17 protein-coding genes and 1 pseudogene are annotated in these 18,141 nt (G+C 56.8%); 6 read left to right on the forward strand and 12 right to left on the reverse strand.

The features are described from left to right. Window positions 1–769: 769 nt before the first annotated feature. A complete protein-coding gene (locus ACWPM9_RS20845) occupies window positions 770–2,704 on the reverse strand; it encodes an FAD-binding monooxygenase (RefSeq protein WP_484757804.1) in 1,935 nt (644 codons plus the stop codon). Between the two features lie 170 nt (window positions 2,705–2,874). On the opposite strand from ACWPM9_RS20845, the gene ACWPM9_RS20850 reads away from it, so the two are divergent. Continuing rightward, window positions 2,875–3,318, forward strand: coding sequence for a MarR family winged helix-turn-helix transcriptional regulator (locus ACWPM9_RS20850; RefSeq protein ID WP_428189284.1), 444 nt, complete (start codon window positions 2,875–2,877; stop codon window positions 3,316–3,318). A gap of 46 nt (window positions 3,319–3,364) precedes the next feature. Here ACWPM9_RS20850 and ACWPM9_RS20855 read toward each other — a convergent pair whose 3' ends face one another. The 5 genes and pseudogenes from ACWPM9_RS20855 to ACWPM9_RS20875 form a co-directional block, all read right to left on the reverse strand. Further along, window positions 3,365–4,669: a TRAP transporter large permease gene (locus tag ACWPM9_RS20855; RefSeq protein ID WP_484757805.1), complete on the reverse strand. Its 1,305-nt coding sequence runs from the start codon at window positions 4,667–4,669 to the stop codon at window positions 3,365–3,367. Next, window positions 4,662–5,174 (reverse strand): TRAP transporter small permease, encoded by a 513-nt coding sequence (locus tag ACWPM9_RS20860; RefSeq protein ID WP_484757806.1) that lies wholly within the window; start codon window positions 5,172–5,174, stop codon window positions 4,662–4,664. The genes ACWPM9_RS20855 and ACWPM9_RS20860 overlap by 8 nt, the downstream gene beginning before the upstream one ends. A gap of 6 nt (window positions 5,175–5,180) precedes the next feature. Then, window positions 5,181–6,170 carry a TRAP transporter substrate-binding protein gene (locus ACWPM9_RS20865; protein ID WP_484757807.1) on the reverse strand — a complete coding sequence of 330 codons (990 nt, stop codon included), beginning with the start codon at window positions 6,168–6,170 and terminating at the stop codon, window positions 5,181–5,183. A 306-nt stretch (window positions 6,171–6,476) separates the two neighbouring features. Further along, window positions 6,477–7,400, reverse strand: a complete 924-nt coding sequence (locus tag ACWPM9_RS20870) for a LysR family transcriptional regulator (protein ID WP_484757985.1) — start codon at window positions 7,398–7,400, stop codon at window positions 6,477–6,479. Window positions 7,401–7,529: 129 nt separating this feature from the next. Beyond that, window positions 7,530–7,709: pseudogene (locus ACWPM9_RS20875) on the reverse strand (LysR family transcriptional regulator); the annotation flags it as partial. 127 nt (window positions 7,710–7,836) lie between these two features. Between ACWPM9_RS20875 and ACWPM9_RS20880 the strand changes: the two are divergent. Genes ACWPM9_RS20880 through ACWPM9_RS20895 form a run of 4 tightly spaced genes read left to right on the forward strand, consistent with a single transcriptional unit; the run spans window position 7,837 to window position 11,367 of the window. Beyond that, window positions 7,837–8,571: a PIG-L deacetylase family protein gene (locus ACWPM9_RS20880; RefSeq protein ID WP_484757808.1), complete on the forward strand. Its 735-nt coding sequence runs from the start codon at window positions 7,837–7,839 to the stop codon at window positions 8,569–8,571. Between the two features lie 44 nt (window positions 8,572–8,615). Further along, window positions 8,616–9,578 carry a VOC family protein gene (locus ACWPM9_RS20885; protein WP_484757809.1) on the forward strand — a complete coding sequence of 321 codons (963 nt, stop codon included), beginning with the start codon at window positions 8,616–8,618 and terminating at the stop codon, window positions 9,576–9,578. Between the two features lie 16 nt (window positions 9,579–9,594). Further along, complete coding sequence (locus ACWPM9_RS20890; RefSeq protein WP_484757810.1) at window positions 9,595–10,266, forward strand: 4-carboxy-4-hydroxy-2-oxoadipate aldolase/oxaloacetate decarboxylase; 672 nt, start codon at window positions 9,595–9,597, stop codon at window positions 10,264–10,266. Between the two features lie 45 nt (window positions 10,267–10,311). Next, window positions 10,312–11,367 carry a 4-oxalomesaconate tautomerase gene (locus tag ACWPM9_RS20895; RefSeq protein WP_484757811.1) on the forward strand — a complete coding sequence of 352 codons (1,056 nt, stop codon included), beginning with the start codon at window positions 10,312–10,314 and terminating at the stop codon, window positions 11,365–11,367. Between the two features lie 9 nt (window positions 11,368–11,376). Here ACWPM9_RS20895 and ACWPM9_RS20900 read toward each other — a convergent pair whose 3' ends face one another. The 6 genes from ACWPM9_RS20900 to ACWPM9_RS20925 all read right to left on the reverse strand — a co-directional run bounded on the left by ACWPM9_RS20900 (window position 11,377) and on the right by ACWPM9_RS20925 (window position 15,765). Next, window positions 11,377–11,622 carry an SIP domain-containing protein gene (locus tag ACWPM9_RS20900; RefSeq protein ID WP_484757986.1) on the reverse strand — a complete coding sequence of 82 codons (246 nt, stop codon included), beginning with the start codon at window positions 11,620–11,622 and terminating at the stop codon, window positions 11,377–11,379. 54 nt (window positions 11,623–11,676) lie between these two features. Further along, a complete protein-coding gene (locus ACWPM9_RS20905) occupies window positions 11,677–11,883 on the reverse strand; it encodes a siderophore-interacting protein (RefSeq protein WP_484757812.1) in 207 nt (68 codons plus the stop codon). A gap of 192 nt (window positions 11,884–12,075) precedes the next feature. Then, the gene (locus tag ACWPM9_RS20910; RefSeq protein WP_484757813.1) at window positions 12,076–12,834 is read right to left on the reverse strand and encodes an iron ABC transporter ATP-binding protein; all 759 of its coding nucleotides are present in this window, start codon (window positions 12,832–12,834) and stop codon (window positions 12,076–12,078) included. After that, complete coding sequence (locus ACWPM9_RS20915; protein ID WP_484757814.1) at window positions 12,831–13,799, reverse strand: iron chelate uptake ABC transporter family permease subunit; 969 nt, start codon at window positions 13,797–13,799, stop codon at window positions 12,831–12,833. The genes ACWPM9_RS20910 and ACWPM9_RS20915 overlap by 4 nt, the downstream gene beginning before the upstream one ends. After that, on the reverse strand, window positions 13,789–14,751 hold the full coding sequence (locus tag ACWPM9_RS20920) for an ABC transporter permease (RefSeq protein WP_484757987.1): 963 nt from the start codon (window positions 14,749–14,751) through the stop codon (window positions 13,789–13,791). Before ACWPM9_RS20920 ends, ACWPM9_RS20915 begins: the two co-directional genes overlap by 11 nt. A 123-nt stretch (window positions 14,752–14,874) precedes the next feature. Beyond that, window positions 14,875–15,765, reverse strand: a complete 891-nt coding sequence (locus ACWPM9_RS20925) for a helix-turn-helix transcriptional regulator (protein ID WP_484757815.1) — start codon at window positions 15,763–15,765, stop codon at window positions 14,875–14,877. A gap of 184 nt (window positions 15,766–15,949) precedes the next feature. Here ACWPM9_RS20925 and ACWPM9_RS20930 point away from each other — a divergent pair, with 184 nt between their 5' ends. Next, window positions 15,950–18,139 carry a TonB-dependent siderophore receptor gene (locus ACWPM9_RS20930; protein WP_484757816.1) on the forward strand — a complete coding sequence of 730 codons (2,190 nt, stop codon included), beginning with the start codon at window positions 15,950–15,952 and terminating at the stop codon, window positions 18,137–18,139. Window positions 18,140–18,141: the final 2 nt, after the last annotated feature.

Genomic DNA, 18,141 nt, shown 5'->3' on the forward strand with positions numbered 1-18,141 from the left:
TGCCATCTACCACAATTGCGTCGGATAATGGCGATCAAAATTCGGTTCGCCCGACCTTTTCGCACTGGTGACCTGCATGTTACACGTAACTTCAATCAGGCTCCCCCGATTGCCTTGGTCTGTGGCCCCGAGCGCGCGCAGGATTAGAAACACCCTGGATAAGTCGCCGCCCACCCAAGGAGGTGGATAAAAATAATGTGCTATGCATATCTCAGTTGAGGTCAATCGTTGCATGATCCGCCCTCGCCGCCTGACTGGCAGATGGGAATTGTTGGCCCGCCTGATTGGACCCTGCGCTGCGATGGCAAACATCCCGCACAACCTCCCGCCGCCCTGCGCCGCAGTATCCCGCTTGTCTGTGACGGTCCGTTGCGGCCGACGCAACGGCTTCAATACGAAACCATCCCGATTAACTGCGTGTCGCAGCCAATGCCTCTGACGCCAGCTCGAAGCAGCGGCTTCATCGACATGCCAGGTATCCTCAAGCCAACCGGATGATCGAGAACGGGGTTCTTGAAGCATCAGGCCTTTGCCGACAGCCGGCGCATCCAATGAGAGGCAAGCGGGAACGGAGGCAAACAATGTGGGCTACCGCTCCCGTGGGAACGCGATGGCGGCGCGCTAGTGGATCACCGACGCTCATCTCCGATCATAGCACATCGAATTCGATATCGATATCGATATCGATATCGATATCGATATCGATATCGATCAACTCGATCAAGCGCGTCATCTAATCAAGACCATACTCCATGGCGCGACGCGCCCACTACATCTCAATGGGGTGTTTCGCGGGCAGCATGAAGCCATCGAAGAATTTTGCCAGTTCATCATAAGCGTCGATGGGCAGTATGTGTGCCACATATTGATCCGGACGCACGATCACGATGCTGCCAGCCTTCCGATCGATGCCCCGCAGCTCGAAGATGTCGCGTTCTTTGGCCTCTATCGAGCAGAACATTTTTTCATAGTCGACGAGACCAAGCTTTCCCTTCCGAGGTTTCAAAAGGTGGGGGAGGGCCTCAAGCGTCACGTCGTGCCGGTCCTGCTGGAAGATCGCACGGATATCGATAGCGGAATCGAGGTCAGCGCCCGCATCGGTGTGGCGGCGAAGCGGTGAACCCGGCTCTTGCGTCATGTATTGGCATAATTTTGTGATGGCGGATCCGGGCGCCGACGGATTTTCATCCGGGCAAAAGGTGAAGAGGCGCCAGCGCGTATCGGCCTCTACCACATGGCCGAGTTCCATAGCCTTCGCATCAGCAAGGCGCATTACTGGCGCGGAGTGAAACCGGCTTCCGATTTCGAAGCCAGACGCCAGAAATTGCCATTTGTCAGTACCAGTTAGCAGTGATGGTTCATAGGTCACCGACATCCCGGCCGTATAGCGGCCATGCTGAATGAAGTAGCGCTGGAATTTCGGCGCCTCCCCATTTTCACCATCACCGGCTTCGGGGCGCTCGCTCATGATCCTCGACCACTCCCGATCGAAGTTGATGAGATCCTGAGCCACCGCCTGGCGCTCGGCCGAGTAGCTGTGGAGAATATCTTGCGGGCAACGCCCCTCAAGAACAGAAACTAGTTTCCAGCCCAGATTGAAGGCATCGCCCATCGATACATTCATGCCTTGGCCCGCTTTGGGGCTGTGCGTATGGCAGGCATCGCCGCAGATGAAGACACGGGGAACACGCGACGATAGCTGATCATGTGGCACGTCATCGAATTTATCGGTCAGGCGCTGACCAATTTCATAGACAGACCACCAGGCGACATCTTTTACGTCGAGACTATAAGGCCGGAAGATCCTCTGTGCGGCTGCCACCAGCTGATCAAGCGTGATATTACGGTTTGCGACGCGCTCGTCGGATTTAAGCTTGTCCAGCTCCACATAAAAGCGGTTCAGAAAGCCACCCTCCCGTGGGATGATGATGATATTGCCTTCGCTGGCAGACTGGATCAGCGTCTTGCAGCGGATGTCCGGAAAATCAGTAACAGTCAGAACATCCATAACGCCCCAAGCCTGATTTGCGGCATCGCCAACAAGCTCGCGGCCGATCGACTTGCGCACGTTACTGCGTGCACCATCGCAACCTACTACGTAGCGGGCCTTCACGGTCACCGTTTGTCCTTCACGTCCCGGATCGACACGCTCGAGCGTCACTGTCGCAGGATAATCTGCGACGTCAGTGCTGACAGTGAGATTTTTCAGCTGAAGTGAATAATCGGGCTCCAGGCGGGAGGGCGACTTCCGCATAATGTCGAGATACATATCATGCACGCGTGCCTGATTGAGGATCATATGCGGCATCTCGGACAAACCATCCTCGACATCCTGAATGCGACCGTTTCGGACGATATGATCCGGATTTTTACCGTCCGGCTTCCAGAAGGTCGTCTCGTTAACCCAGTAACCTTGCCGCTTGATCTTGTCGGCAAAACCGAAAGCTTCGAACATCTCCATTGATCGGCAGGAGATGCCGTCCGCCTGTCCCTTTTCCATGGGCCCGGGCTTACGCTCAACAATTCTTGTTCGGATATGTGGATAGGCAGAAAGCATCGCTGCCAGTGTCAGGCCGGCGGGCCCGCTGCCCACGATCAACACGTCAACCGGCTCAGAAAAATCAGGGTCGTTCAATGGGCGGCCTGCTGCTGCAGGCGAAAGTGTCGGGTCTCCGGGCTGGAAACCATTCTGATGGTACTGCATTCTCCAACTCCCAATGCAAAATAATATGTCTACATACTATATTTACGGCGACGAAAGCCATTCAATTAATATGCCCAGATATCATTTCTGCGTTATTGTTGCCGCGCAATGGCAGTTGACTCTGGCATGACGAATGTTCGCGACTTGCCAAAGGCGAAGAAGGAGAACCGATGAACCTGGTTTCAAGAAAGCCCGGACACCTGATCCGTCGGCTGCATCAGATTTCAACACAGATTTTTACGCAGAACATGAAGAATGCGGGGTTCGATTTGACGTCTGTGCAATATGCCGTCCTCGACGCTCTGGAGCAGAGCCAGGGCGTCGATCAGGCACGTCTAGCGGACGCCGTGGCCAAGGACCGGGCGACGCTCGGAGCAGTCGTCGACAGGCTGGAGCAGAAGGGGTTGATCAAGAGAAAGGTCAATGACCGTGATGCGCGTGCGCGCATCTTGTCGCTGACACCGGAAGGCACGGCCATGCTCAGGCAGGTTCAACCGGTTGTCGAAGGTTTGCAACGCGAGATTCTGCGAGACCTTACAGATCGCGAGTATGAGCGCTTTATTGAGTTGGCCGCAAAGGCAGCTGGGGCAGGGGGAGAGTTTGGAGGGAGTTGAGGGGGAGGGGAAAGCGGCCGCTACGCGAAACATAGAGACAGCAAACTCAGTTGAACATCGCCTGTGGAACGAAGAGGGCGATTTGCGGGAAGATCACGATCAACAAGAGACAGACAGCCATGGCAATCCAGAATGGCAGGACGCCGCGGAAGATCGTCGACATCGGCACATCTTCCGCCACGCTTTTGACCACGAACACGTTGAGGCCGACCGGCGGAGTGATCATGCCCATTTCTATGACGATCACGGCGATGACCCCGTACCAGATCGGATCGAAACCGAAACCCGTGATGATGGGGAAGAATATGGGGGTCGTGACCACAAGCATGGCCAGGCCGTCCATGAACATACCGAGCACCAGATATGCAATGACGATCATGAGCAACACGCCATAGGCACCAAGCCCGGTTGAGGTCATCATCGAGCCCAGTGTTTCTGGAACATGGGTGAGCGCAAGAAATGGATTGAGAACGCTGGCGCCAATGACGATCAGATAGAGCATTGCAGTGGTGCGGACCGTTTCCATCACCGAGCCGAGCAGATCGCTCAAGCCGAGTTTGCGCATGGCAAGCGCAATCATAATGACGAGGCCAGCCCCGACGCCGGCAGCTTCAACAGGGGTGAAAACGCCGAGATAGATACCGCCGATGGAGACAATGATGACGGTCAGCAGCGGGAAGGCACGATAGAGTGCTGTCATACGTTGACCAAGTGAGACGGCGGCTCCCCGAGGGCCCGCATCGGGATCGCGCAGGGTCACCAGTGTGACAGTTCCGATGAAGAGTGCAGTCAACAGAATGCCAGGCAAAATGCCGGCCATGAAAAGCTGGCCTATACTTTCCTCGGTCAAGATCGCATAGAGGACAAAGCCTGTCGAAGGCGGGATGAGAAAGCCAAGTGTGCCGCCAGCGGCAACCGCTCCTGTCGCCAAGGCATTGGAGTATCCGAAGCGCTTCATCTCGGGCAGCGCCACTTTGCCAATCGTGACGGCGGTGGCCACAGATGAGCCGCTGACTGCCGCAAAAGCGGCGCAGCCGACGATAGAGGCCGATGCCAGGCCGCCGCGCAGCCGTCCCACCCAGGCGAAAGCAGCTTCATAGAGACGGCTCGAAAATCCTGCAACTGATGCGATATTACCCATCAGCACGAAGAGGGGAATAACGGTCAGATTATAATTCGCCGTCGATGAGAATGTTTCTGTGACAAACAGCGCATTGGCAGAACGGCTTCCGCTGATCACCACGGTGCCAAAGTAACCGACGGCCAGCATCGCCATGCCGACAGGCATACGCAGAACCATCAGAGCGAACATGGCAAGAAGGCCGCCGACACCAATTCCAAAATCACTCACTGCGGGCGGCTCCCATGCGAACAATATCAATGACTTGAATTAGCAACACGAGTGCGTAAAGGACTGATCCAAGGACCAGCAATCCGTAAAACGGCCAGAAGGGGAGGCTGAGCATGTTGGTCGCGTCTTCGAACTCCATCGCGTCCAGCATCTTGGCCCATGCTCGCCAGGAAAGGACAGTCAGGAGATAGATTGAAATGGCGCGCGCAAGTATATCGCCGATGAAGCGACCGATCGGTCCTATCACACCATCCAGGACGTCGACCCGAATATGCATTTCCCGATGTGCAGCCCCTGGCAGGGCCAGCATCACAAGCACGACCGATGCGAACTGGATAATTTCATTACTGCCCAGGATCGGTGCGTTGAACACGTAACGCATGACTACGCCGAAAAAGGCAGTAATCAAAAGCAACCCCAATGCGATGGCGGATAGTATCGTCAGGAGGCCAAGGGCCCACTCCAGGAATGGCGAGTGGGCCAGCTCATGTTTGGAATCGCGCACGCTGTGTTACTCGCCTTTGAGAGCCGCGACGAAGACGTTCGCAGCGATGCCCTGCGCTTCGGCATCGGCAACGACCTTTTCGACCACCGGTGCGGAGGCGGCGTTGAACTTTGCTGCCTCTTCGTCGGAAAGGGTGATGACCTCCTTGCCATCTGTCGACGCAAAATTCGACAGGGCCTTGTCAGCGACACCCAGCCAGGCCTTGTTGCCATTCAATGCGGCTTCACGGCCCGCGTCGAGAACGATCTTCTGCTGGTCGTCGCTCAGGCTACCGAAGCTATCGCGGTTCATCACCAGGAAGAAGCTCGAAATCGTGGTGTCCATTCCCATGGTGATGTATTTTGTCACTTCAGCCAGTTTGAAGGCCCCAAGCGTGGTCGCGTCAGTCATTGCGCCATCGATCACACCAGTCTGCATGGCATTGTAAATATCGGGAGCTGGCATGGAGACCGGAGAACCGCCCCAAGCCTCTACGACAAGGCCCGCATTTCGCGACGGCACCCGGATTTTCAAACCCTTCAGGTCTTCAAGACTGCGGATCGGCTTGCTGCCCGTAAAGATCAGGTTGGGTGCGTTGTTCCAGATGCCAAGCAGTACGACCCGCTTGTACTCATTGGACAGCATGTCCATGTTTTCAAGCATCTTCTCGGTGCCGGTGTCAGCAGAGATGACACCCGGCAGCTCGGTCAGAAGCGTTTCGGGAAAATTAGATGCAGTGTAGCCCGGGAGACCGAAGCTGATGTCAGTGACGCCATCAAGGGCGCGGCTGTATTGCTCGGCTGGTCCCGGACCCAATTCTCCACCCATAAAGACCTTGACCGTCACGTCCCCGCCCGTTTTTTCGGAGATTGTCGCGGCGAAAGGATCATATACGTCTTTCACTACGAAATGGGTCGGCGGCTGGAAATCTGCCAGTTTCAGTTCAGTTGCAGAGGCGGCAGTTGCCCCAAGTACAATTGATGCGGCAAACGCCGCAGCCAGTTTGTCGAATTTCATCTTATTTCCTCCTCTGAATCACCCTTATGACATCACCATGGCTTCGGCGACCATCATTTAAGCCACGAAGCCGTCGGCACGTCGTTTGCCTCCAGCGAGGGGAGGGCACACCTTCAAGCCCGCCTCCGCTGCTCCTCCGGGAAGCCCGCTCAGTCGGTCTTTTCGCGGACCATTCCGATAGGGCCTTGATGCCGGTGCTAATCCCAAATCGCACCGCACGCCGCGAGATCCGCGTCCCCCAAGATTGCATCTGGATAGCAGTCACCAAAAGCGGGTGGAAATTGAATGCTTGTCAGAGCTATTCAATTAACGGACAGAACGGTCGTTAGCCTGGAGATCAGAACAAACTGAATGCAACATCTCGACGAAACGTTTCTGGGTTTTTGTCGGGGCCCAGTCGAGCCGCTTGGCTATTCCTATTTTTCGCTCGAAACCGGCCAGTGAAACGTCGAGTTCGACCAGGATGCCATCCTCCAGCTCTTTTGCAATCTGATGACGCGATATGATCGTCAGCCGATCACTGCCAACCAGAAGGCCGCGAATTAGAATCAGCGAACTTGTCTCGACAAGCTGCGTTGGCACGTTGACATCAGCGGCGCCAAACAACGCGTCGAATTGCTCGCGTGTGGGAATTGTAGGGGAGGGTGTCACCCAGGGAAATTGCGCAAGGGTCTTTGCATCGAGCTTCTCTTTACCGGCAAGAGGATGTCCGGCCCGTGCCGCGATTGCAAGCTTGTCGGTGAAAAGGGCTTCCTGTTCGACATCGTCCACCTGAACTGGCGAACGGAGAGCTCCAATCAGGATATCGATTTCACCATAGCGCAACGCATGCAAAAGATCTGTGTAGGAGCCATCGCGGACAATAATGCTCACCTCCGGCCGGTGCTTCGTTATTTCATTGATGACTTGAGGCAAGATGAAGCTGCGGGCCAGTGGCAAGCTGCCCACAACGATGCGGGCAGTATCCTGGCCGAGCAGAAAATCGATTTCTTCGAGACCCTGACGCAATTCCTCGAAAGCCAACATCACACTTCGGCGAAACACCTCACCGGACTGTGTCAACTCGAATCCTTGCGCAGTTTTGATGAACATCGTAAAACCGGCGATACGTTCGATGTCGTTAATGGAGCGATGAACGGATGGCCTCGAAATGCCCAGGTTTCGTGCGGCCCAGGAATAATTGCCAGCGTCGCAAAGCGCCAGAAACGACCGAAGCTGCGCTGTCGTCAAAAGCTGATCGAAATTCTGGAACCCGGCAGACCGCCCTTTGACGGCTGCGCGTGCCCCACGCTTGGCACCAACCGCCAGCATCTCCAGACTGCGGTCAACGCGACCATAGAAAATGGTACCAGCCTCAGTCAGAAACATGCCGGTGCTTTTTCGCACGAACAACGACGTACCAAGGGATATTTCCAGCTTTGCCAATGCCTGTGTTATCGCAGGCTGAGACAAGAATATCTTGTCGGAAGCGGCAGAAACGCCGCCGCAGCGCGCGACCTGCCGGAAGGCGCGCAGATGACGCAAATTGAACTTTTCCATCCTCGGAAACTCCGTCGCAGGGATTGCAGTGTAACAAAACCTTATAGCGGACGCACACTATTGGAATGGCATTTCATGAATGGTTGTTCAAAAAAGGCAGCAAGAATTCAGTTAGGGAGAGACTGCCTTGTCCAAGAAAAAGACTGCCTTGGTTGTGAGCGCTCATGCTGCGGACTTCGTCTGGCGTTGTGGTGGCGCGATCGCGTTGCATCAGAAGCACGGCTACGAGGTTACTGTCGCCTGTCTGTCTTACGGCGAGCGTGGCGAAAGCGCAAAGCTCTGGAAACAGGAAGGAATGACGCTCGAGCAGGTCAAAGCTGCGCGACGTAAGGAAGCCGAGGCGGCGGCCGAGGCGCTCGACGTTCATGATATTCAATTTTTTGACTTGGGTGACTATCCTCTGGATCTGGGAAACGATGCGCGCGACCGTACGGTCGATCTGATCCGCGCAGTGCAGCCGTCGTTCATGATGAGCCACTCCATGTGGGATCCCTACAATACAGATCATATGAACACGACGAAATTCGTACTCGAATGCCGCATGATCGCGCAGGCATGGGGTCACAATCCCGGCCAGAAAGTGCTTGGCGCGCCGCAGCTTTATCTCTTTGAGCCGCATCAGACGGAACAGATGGGCTGGAAGCCGGATGTCTTCCTCGATATCACCGAAGTGTGGGACAAGAAGAGAGCCGCAATCGAGTGCATGCAAGGCCAGGAACACTTGTGGACCTACTACACCAATGTTGCGGCCAATCGCGGGAACCATTTCCGCCGTAACTCAGGTGGTCAGGCGGGAGGACGCGCCTCTCAGTATGCCGAAGGTTTCCAGTCGGTCTTTCCGCGAACGGTCGACGAACTTTAAGGGAGTTGTGGTCAACAATTTCCGTCTGTTGGGAGGAGAAAAACATGAACACCCCGACCAATCCATCATTTGACGTGGCACATCTCGGTCATATCGAAATGTTCACCGACAAGTTCGATGAAAGTCTCGATTTCTTTACGCGTGTCTATGGACTCAAGCTGTCGGGGCAGGATGAAACCAGTGCCTATCTGCGAGCATGGGACGATTACGAATATGCCACTCTAAAACTGACCAAGTCCGATACCACGGGCGTAGGGCATATTGGTTATCGCACAGCGTCGCCAGAGGCGCTGGATCGCCGGGTGGCGATCATCCAAGCGTCCGGATACAAGGCCGTGGGCTGGAACGATGGCGACCTGAGCCACGGCAGAGCATTTCGTTTTGAAGACCCCTTCGGCCATGTGTTCGAGCTCTACTATGAGACCAATTGGTACCAGCCGCAAGACGAGTCGGAGCGGGCTGCCCTGAAAAATACCGCTTCAGCCTTCACGGGAGCTGCACCGCGTCGTCTTGATCACCTGAACCTCTTGAGCGCTGACGTTGCCGAATTCCGGCGCTTCATGGAGGTTTGCCTGGGGTCGCGCGTGACCGAATATATTCAGCTGGACAATGGCCGGCTGGGCGGTTGTTGGTTCACCGTAAACAACAAGAGCTACGATCTCGCTTGCACGGAAGAAAATGGTGGAGGCAATGGCCGATTCCACCATGTGACCTACGCAACAGATCAGCGTGAAGATATCCTGAGAGCTGCAGACATTTTCCTGCAGAACGGTGTTCACATCGAAACCGGACCGCACAAGCATGCCATCCAGGGCACCTTCTTTCTGTATGTCTGGGAGCCGGCCGGCAACCGCGTGGAACTCGCCAATGCAGGCGCGCGGCTGATCCTTGCCCCCGATTGGAAACCGATTGGCTGGAGCGAAACCGATCGCAAGAAGGGCCAGGCCTGGGGACTGAAGACCATCGAGAGCTTCCACACCCATGGCACTCCGCCCATCAAGACATAGTTCAAGGAGAACCTTTATGCCTGTTGTCGTACAAGATGTCTCACGCGCATCGCAGGATGTCATCGATCGGCTTGGCAAGGCCGGCGTCGCAACTGTTCATGAGGCGCAGGGTCGCACCGGTTGCATGGCCCCATATGTGAGACCCATCTTCCGAGGTGCACGTATTGCCGGCTCAGCAGTGACCATCTCCTCTCCTCCGGGAGACAATTGGATGCTGCATGTGGCCATCGAACAGCTGAAGAAAGGGGATATCATTGTCCTTGCGCCCACCTCTGCCTGCGACAATGGCTATTTTGGCGATCTGCTTGCCACATCGGCCATGGCTCGCGGCTGCCGAGGGCTGATCATCGATGCCGGCGTGCGCGATGTTGTCGCCCTGGAGCAGATGGGTTTTCCCGTCTGGTCCAAGGCTATTTCCGCGCAGGGCACGGTCAAGGAGACGCTCGGCTCGGTGAATATTCCCGTGGTTTGCGCCGGGAAGATCGTCAATGCCGGCGATATCATTGTTGCGGACGACGACGGTGTTGTGGTCGTCAAGCGCGAGGACGCTGAAACAACACTCGAAAATGCGGAAAAACGCCTTGATGCCGAAGAGGCAAAGAGGGTGCGTCTCGCAGCCGGCGAACTTGGACTCGATATCTACGATATGCGCCAGCGGCTCGCCGACAAGGGATTGAAATACGTTTAGGCGTACCGGTACGGCATGCATGAATGCGTCGGAGGAGATGGCAAAATGAGTGACGGGATCCCCTGTCTGTGGATGCGCGGCGGAACGTCGAAAGGCGCCTATTTTCTGGCAGACGATATGCCATCGGATACAGCCAAGCGCGATGATTTGCTGTTGAGCATCATGGGTTCACCTGACCCCAACCAGATTGATGGGATCGGTGGGGCCGATCCGTTGAAATCGAAAGTAGCAATCCTGTCGAAACCGTCGCGGCCGGATGCGGATGTCGATTACCTGTTCTTGCAGGTTTTCGTCGACCAGGCATTGGTGTCCGACGCCCAAGGATGCGGCAATATCCTGGCCGGTGTCGGTCCGGCGGCCATCGAACGCGGTCTGGTTGCGGCAACGAGCGATATCACGCCTGTGCGTATTCACATGATCAACACGGGCGAGATTGCGACCGCTCAAGTGTCGACCCCCGGCGGCAAGGTCAGTTATGCCGGCGATGCTTCGATCGACGGCGTGCCGGGCACCCATGCTGCCGTCCCGCTTCTCTTCCAGAATATCGCCGGCTCTATGTGCGGGGCGCTTTTGCCGACGGGCAACGCGGTCGATCGGATCGACGGTATCGACTGCACATTGATCGATAACGGCATGCCCTGCGCCATCATGGCGGCAAGTGATTTCGAAATTGCGGGAACGGAAAGTCGGGATGAGCTCGAAGGCAATGCTGCGCTGAAAGCGCGGATCGAAGCCATACGACGGCAGGCCGGACCTCTGATGCACCTTGGCGACGTGACCGAAAAATCCGTGCCGAAGATGATACTGGTGTCCCCGCCTATGGCAGGCGGCGCCATCAATACCCGCAGTTTCATCCCGCATCGCTGTCACGCGTCCATTGGCGTTTTTGCGGCAGTCACAGTGGCGACAGCCTGCGGTTTGGACGGAACGCCTGCAGCCGGCTTTGCTTCCATTCCAGAGGATGGTCGCTATTTGATCGAGCATCCGACGGGGGCTGCCGAAGCACTCATACAGAAGAATGAAACAGGTGTAATGGTGGGGGCAGGGATGTTGCGCACAGCACGCAAGCTGATGGACGGGCTGGTTTTCCCCTCACTTTGACTTCTGTCTTCAAGGACGAGCCGCGCTGAGTATTAGCCGATTCAGCCTGGCCAACAGGCTTACGGCCGCGATATACCCGAATGACAGACACATCGGCTGCGGTCGCAAGCGCCAGTTCGTTGTCGGCATTTCTACCTCGGCGACAACGATAACCCTCGCTGTGGCTGGTCGTTCTTCCAATCTTCGAGCAATTGCCGGAAGTGCTGTTTCGTCACCGACCAGCCGATACCGGTCAAAAGCCAGCGGAATGACCATTGAGCCACGTGGTCCGGCAATCCAGGCCGGATCGCCCACGTTCTCCCTTTCGGCTCATGTTGTCGCCGGGCCGTTCTCGTCGATGGCAAAGTCAATATCCAGCGTCTGGCTCTCGGCATCGTAGCGACGCGGCGTGTAGTCGCGTGAGACTGACCGTTGTCCTCCTTCGAGCATCTGTATGCCGTTTGCCCCGATGACCGGCAGGGAAGGGGCCTTGCCCGCTGCCTCAGGCAGAAACAACTTGATATGGTCGTCAAGCATGTGAAGACTTCCAGCTGTTCGCCCGCAAGCGTGACGTGCAGCATGGTCGGAAACAGTCGGACGACTGCGGCGACCTCAAGCGTGCGCATGCGGACGTCGTGGCGCACCCTGTTGGGCGCGCGGTCGGCCATCTGCATTGCGGTATCGTTCATGTCTGTTGATCCTTTGCGGGCATCGGCGAAACACCAAGCCCTAGGCGTAATAGTCCACCAGCCGTCGATCGCCGATCCGGTGGATGGAGAAGTCCATGTCGAAAATCTCCTTCAGGCTGTCCGCGCGTGCGATGTCGCGAGGTATTCCGACTGCGGCGATCCGCCCGTCGCGCATGGCAACGATCAAGTCGGAATAGCTTGCGGCAAAATTGATGTCATGCAGCACAACGACGATGGTCTTGGAAAAATCATCAGCCATGCGCCGCAGCAGCTTCATCGTCGATCGGGCATGGCGCATGTCGAGATTGTTGAGCGGTTCGTCGAACAGCACATAATCGGTGTCCTGTGCCAGCACCATGGCGACGAAGGCGCGCTGGCGTTGCCCCCCGGAAAGCTGGTCGAGATAACGGTGCCGCAGATCAGAAAGGGCCACAAAATCGATGGCGCACTCGACATAGTCGAGATCTTCGGCGGTCAGCCGCGCCTTGGAATAGGGATAGCGGCCAAACGATACGAGATCCTGCACGGTCAGGCGCGCTGCGACCTGGTTGTCCTGGCGCATGAAAGAGAGGCGGCGCGACAGCACGTCGCCACTGGTTTTGTGAACGTCCATGCCATCGACCCGGACATGGCCAGAATCCGGTGCGATCAACCGGCTGGCTACCGAAAGCAGCGTCGATTTGCCAGCGCCGTTCGGTCCGATGATCGACGTGACGCCACCCCTCGGGATTGTCAGGTTGATATTTTCGAGAACCCGGCTCTCGTCATAGGACTTGGAAACATGTGTTATTTCGATCATCGCGCTTTCCCCCGCAATAGCAAAATTATGAAGACGAGTCCGCCGAAGAACTCGATGACGATGCTAAGCGCCGTGGAAAAGGCGAACAGTCGTTCAAGCAGTATCTGTCCGCCCACCAGCAAGGTGACCGAGAGAAATATGGCCAGTGGCAGCACATGGCGATGGCGAAAGCTCGGCATCAACACATAGGCGAGATTGGCGACTAGCAAGCCGAAAAAGGTGACCGGACCGACAAGGGCAGTCGACACGGATACGAGAATTGCCACCAGTGCCATCGCGAGCGTTACCATGCGGCGATGGTCCAGGCCCAGACTGACTGCCGCTTCGCGCCCAAGTGATAACACGTCGAAGCGGGATAAATTGGCGAGCACCACGGCGAATGTCCCTGCAACCACAATTGCAGACAGGCCCAGGAGTTCGGTGTCAACGCTATTGAAGCTGGCAAAGAAACGATCCTGCAGCACAATGAACTCGTTCGGATCGATGATACGCTGAATGAAGCCCGCGAGACTGCGAAACAACCCGCCAAACAGGATGCCGACCAGCAGCAGTCGATGAAGGCTGCGGGTAGCACCGGAAAACAGGAAACGAAACAGCAGTGCCGACAACAACACCATAACGCCAACTTCGACAATATAGAGCAGGCGCTTGTCGAGCGTCGCGACACCAAGTCCGCCGAGGAAGAAGACGAGAAGCGTTTGGAGGAGCACATAGAGGGCATCAAAGCCTATTATGGCGGGCGTAAGGATGCGGTTTCCCGTGACGGTCTGGAACAGCACGGTCGATACGGATACCGCACTGGCAACCAGCACCAGTGCTGCGAGTTTGGTCCCGCGAAACGCAATGAGAAAGGACCAGTCGCCCTTGGCGCCCCATGTCATGAACAGGACGCAGACGACCAGCGCGACAAAACCACTTGTCGTCAGCACCAGCGATGGCGAAAAAGACCGTGTGCTAGGCACCATGAAAGCGCTTTCCCAACAGGAGGTAGAGAAAGAAGCCCGAGCCGATGACACCCATCATCGTGCCGATCGGTATCTCGTACGGAAAGACGATCAACCGCCCGGCGAGATCGCAAAACAGCACCAATGCTGCTCCGCTGAAGGCGATCCAGGGCAGGGTACGGCGCAGATTGTCGCCGGCAAACATGCTCACGATATTGGGAACCACGAGGCCGACAAAGGGGATCATGCCCACTGTCACGACGACAGAGGCCGTGACAAGCGACACGATCGCAAGCCCGAGCGTGACGACGGTGCGGTAGTTGAGGCCAACATTGCGCGCGATCGTTTCGCCCAGGCCGGCGATGGTGAAGCGGGCGGCGGTGACATAGGCGATCACGGTGACGACTGCCGCCAGCCACAGCAATTCATAGCGACCTTTCAACACCATCGAGAAATCGCCATTGGACCAGGCGCCGAGTGACTGCATGAGGTCGAAGCGATAGGCAAAGAAGGTCGCGACCGCGCTGATGACCCCGCCCAGCATGATGCCAACAAGCGGCACCAGCAATGCGGACCGCATCGGAATGCGCTCAAGGATCGCCAGGAACAGGGCAGTTCCACCGAGTGCGAACAGACCCGCCACCAGCATCTTGCCGAACACGGGCAGGCTGGGGAAGAACATCATCACGACGAGCATGCCCAGGCTTGCCGAGTCCGAAGTACCTGCGGTCGATGGCTCGACGAAGCGGTTGCGGGCCAGCATCTGCATGATGGATCCTGATACGGCCAGCCCCGCTCCGGCAAGCAGCAAGGAAAAGGTCCGGGGAATGCGGCTGGACGCGATCACCAACGCGGTATTCCCATCGAAATTGCCGTTCAGGAGACCTGCCAGCGAAACCGGGCTTACCCCCGTCAGCAGGCTCCCGACGATCATCGCCGTCAAGGCAAACAGGGCTGAAACGACAGTTTTCATTGGCAATCCGGGAGGGTTCACAGAGCCGGACCAGGCAAGGTCGGTGCGCATGGATAATGCCGGCGATCCGCGACGGCAATCGAAACTTGTCCATTACATACAAGTTTTAGTGTTGGGCTTTTTTCAGACACGGCAGTATTTCGGTGCGATGCCATAGGCCTTCTTGAAGGCTGCAGCAAAATTCGTCGGGCTGGCGTATCCGGCCATGAATGCCGCTTGAGCGATGGTCATTCCGTCGCGCTCCAGTGCCTCGCGGGCTCGTTCAAGCCGTTTGCGGCGTAAGAATTCGAACACCGTGACACCAAAATGCTCTTTGAAGTGGCGTTGCACGCTGCTGACGCTGGCACCGGTGGCGCGCGCGATATCGTCAATGGTCATCGACTGGTCGAGATGGGCGAGCAGGTAGTCGCGCACCTTTTCGCTCTGCCGCAGCGTGCTGAGAGATGGACGCGCCACGGTCGACCGATCGCGATCGACCAGAGCTGCGCAGGCATGACTCATCAGTTCCAAGGCCTTGGCCTTGCAGTAAAGATCGCGGATCTCGCCCTGCATTGCTTGCGGCGGGGCGATAATCTCGGATGCGAGCTGCACAGCATTCAGGTTGGGCCACCAGACGAAATAGTTGAGATGACCGGAGATGAAGTCCCTGAGTTCGGGCTTCCGCTCATCGGCCTCGATCTGCAGATCTTCCGCCCAGCTGACGGGTGCGGAGATCATCACCTTGCGAAGATATTGGCCGGGCTGATGGATATGTCGAAGCTCGGCCTTCTTGACCCGGTTCATCACCAGCGCCACGGGTCGCAATTGCTCGCCTTCGCCCGCCTGCATGTCGAAGAGCACGTCGTCGACATAGAATTTCTGCCGACCGCCCAGAAATATGAACAGCTGGAATTTCGGCGTCAGTTCGATGACCGGACGATCGGAGTGATGCGGTCCGTCGCCATCAAAAACACCGACCTGAACCAGTCCCGGAAAGGGCCGGTTCTCTACAGTTTTCTGGTCAATCAATCCCATGGCACTTCATATCCGCTATTTTTGATCGAGGCAGGGCTCAACCCGGCGCTGCCGTTCATGCATAGCTTTTCGCCGTTTCCGGCGTGGTGCCATCCATCGACATCGAGCAGGTCTTAATCCTATAGATGACTTCTGTAGTCAAGTTTAGCCGCTACGGGCGGCCGCCGTGCATGGGGACATTCAAATGATGGTATCGAAGACGCAACTTCGCCGCGCAAATGCGCAAGGCCGGATCAGTCGATTGCTGCAGCTGACGCTAATCGCGACGACCAGCATGGTCGCAATCAACGCCGCCGCTGCGCAGGATACGTCGGCCGACACGACCCAGCTGGAGACCATAAATGTCCAGGGCAGCGCAGAAAAGGGAGATGGTCCGGTTCGTGGCTATGTCGCCCGCCAAAGCCGGGCCGGCACCAAGACGGACACGCCACTCTCCAAGACTCCACAGTCCGTTTCGGTCGTTCCTGCCGAGCAGATAGAGGATCAGGCTGCCGAATCCGTTGCGCAGGCGATGCGGTATTCGGCCGGTGTGTTTGCCGAATATCGCGGTGCCTCCAATATGCATGACGAAATGTTCATGCGCGGTTTCTATTACGTGCCGCGCTTCGTCAACGGCCTGCTCTACGGTGATGGCTCTCTTGGCCAGATCGATACATCGCTCATTGAGCGCGTCGAGGTTCTGCGCGGGCCGTCCTCCGTGCTCTACGGTCAGGCAAACCCCGGCGGCGTGGTCAACCTCGTGACCAAGCGCCCGACGGATGAGCCACTGCGCGAAATTGAGGTCGGGGTCGGCACGGACGGCCGGGCCTCGTTCGGCTTCGATTTCTCCGATGCAATTGTTGGTAATGACGACCTGCGCTACCGCATCGCAGGCACGGCCTGGCGAGCCGATACCCAGGAGGATTTTCTGGAAACGCGTCGTTTCAGCATCGCACCCTCCATCATCTGGACACCGGATGCGCAGACATCGCTGATAGTGGAGGGCTTCTACCAGAACGAGCCCGACGCCGGCTTTCGCAACTTCGTCGAAAAGGCGGGCTCGGTGGTGCCGACAGCTTTTGGGTATTACCCAACAAGCTTCCTGGTTTCAGATCCCGACTATCAGGAATCGACGCGCGAGCAGGCCTATATCGGCTATGCCTTTGAACATGAATTCGACAACGACCTGACATTCCGCCAGAACGCACGTTATGGCATGATCGACCAAGTCTACAACACACTCGCGTGGGGGTCGATCGCGGCCGATGGCAAGACCATCAGCCGCTCGGCCAGCGATCAGTCGCAATTGCAGCACCAGTTCGTGATCGACAATCAACTACAGGGCAAATTCGACACCGGGACTGCCGAACATACCGTGCTTGCCGGGATCGACTATCGCTTTACCACGGTGGACAATTTCGTATCGCGCGGCAACGCCAACAGCATCGACTGGACCAACCCAGTCTATGGCAATGTTACGGTAACCGGGCGCAGCACAAGAACCGATGCGACGACCGATTCCTCACAGACCGGTATTTACCTTCAGGACCAGATCGAGCTCGGCAAGCTCAATCTTTTGGGTGGCATGCGCTACGATTGGGCCAATTCCGATCTCGATGACAAGACCGCGTCCAATAGCGATGCGTCCTATGACGCACAGCATTTCACCTGGCGCGTCGGAACGATATATAATTTCAACAATGGCATCTCGCCCTATGCCAGCTATTCGACCTCGTTCGAGCCAGTCACGCAAGCTCCGGGTGCGGGCCAATCGCCCTTCGATCCGACGACTGCGCAGCAATTCGAATTGGGCGTGAAATATGCGCCTGAAGGTGAGGACTACCAGATCATCGCGTCCTATTATGATCTTACCCAGCAAAATGTGCTGTTCTATGACAACGCGACATCTCTCTATTATCAGACAGGTGAAATCAGGAGCAAAGGCTTCGAGCTCGAGGCACATGCCGAGATCAATCAGAACCTCAAACTTGTGGCAAGCTACAGTCACATCAATCAGGAGGTGACGGAGACGGTACGCACGGCCGAACTGGGCAAAACGCCGGCCCGTCTTCCCATCGATCAGGCCTCGCTCTGGGCCAAATATGAGGTGCTCGATGGCCCGCTCGCGGGTCTGGGCATCGGTGGTGGTGTTCGCTTCCTCGGCTCCAGCTGGGGTGATGCAACCAACACGTTCAAGGTCGATCCCACGACCCTGTTCGACGCATCCATGTCCTATGATTTCTCGGTCAACAATCCTGCCCTGGAAGGCCTGAAACTGCAGGTCAACGCCTCCAATCTGGCCGACAAGACCTATGTCGTGTCCTGCGCCAGCGCCCTTGCCTGCTTCTATGGCACGCGACGCACGGTGACGGCTTCCCTGAAATACAGCTGGTGACG

Source organism: Agrobacterium sp. H141 (assembly GCF_057158725.1).

Bases quoted from the DNA above. Each gene is read 5' to 3' on its own strand.
- ACWPM9_RS20845 (WP_484757804.1), bottom strand. From the start codon at position 2,704: ATGCAGTACCATCAGAATGGTTTCCAGCCCGGAGACCCGACACTTTCG.
- ACWPM9_RS20850 (WP_428189284.1), top strand. From the start codon at position 2,875: ATGAACCTGGTTTCAAGAAAGCCCGGACACCTGATCCGTCGGCTGCAT.
- ACWPM9_RS20865 (WP_484757807.1), bottom strand. From the start codon at position 6,170: ATGAAATTCGACAAACTGGCTGCGGCGTTTGCCGCATCAATTGTACTT.
- ACWPM9_RS20885 (WP_484757809.1), top strand. From the start codon at position 8,616: ATGAACACCCCGACCAATCCATCATTTGACGTGGCACATCTCGGTCAT.
- ACWPM9_RS20890 (WP_484757810.1), top strand. From the start codon at position 9,595: ATGCCTGTTGTCGTACAAGATGTCTCACGCGCATCGCAGGATGTCATC.
- ACWPM9_RS20895 (WP_484757811.1), top strand. From the start codon at position 10,312: ATGAGTGACGGGATCCCCTGTCTGTGGATGCGCGGCGGAACGTCGAAA.
- ACWPM9_RS20900 (WP_484757986.1), bottom strand. From the start codon at position 11,622: ATGGTCATTCCGCTGGCTTTTGACCGGTATCGGCTGGTCGGTGACGAA.
- ACWPM9_RS20905 (WP_484757812.1), bottom strand. From the start codon at position 11,883: ATGCTTGACGACCATATCAAGTTGTTTCTGCCTGAGGCAGCGGGCAAG.
- ACWPM9_RS20910 (WP_484757813.1), bottom strand. From the start codon at position 12,834: ATGATCGAAATAACACATGTTTCCAAGTCCTATGACGAGAGCCGGGTT.
- ACWPM9_RS20915 (WP_484757814.1), bottom strand. From the start codon at position 13,799: ATGGTGCCTAGCACACGGTCTTTTTCGCCATCGCTGGTGCTGACGACA.
- ACWPM9_RS20920 (WP_484757987.1), bottom strand. From the start codon at position 14,751: ATGAAAACTGTCGTTTCAGCCCTGTTTGCCTTGACGGCGATGATCGTC.
- ACWPM9_RS20925 (WP_484757815.1), bottom strand. From the start codon at position 15,765: ATGGGATTGATTGACCAGAAAACTGTAGAGAACCGGCCCTTTCCGGGA.
- ACWPM9_RS20930 (WP_484757816.1), top strand. From the start codon at position 15,950: ATGATGGTATCGAAGACGCAACTTCGCCGCGCAAATGCGCAAGGCCGG.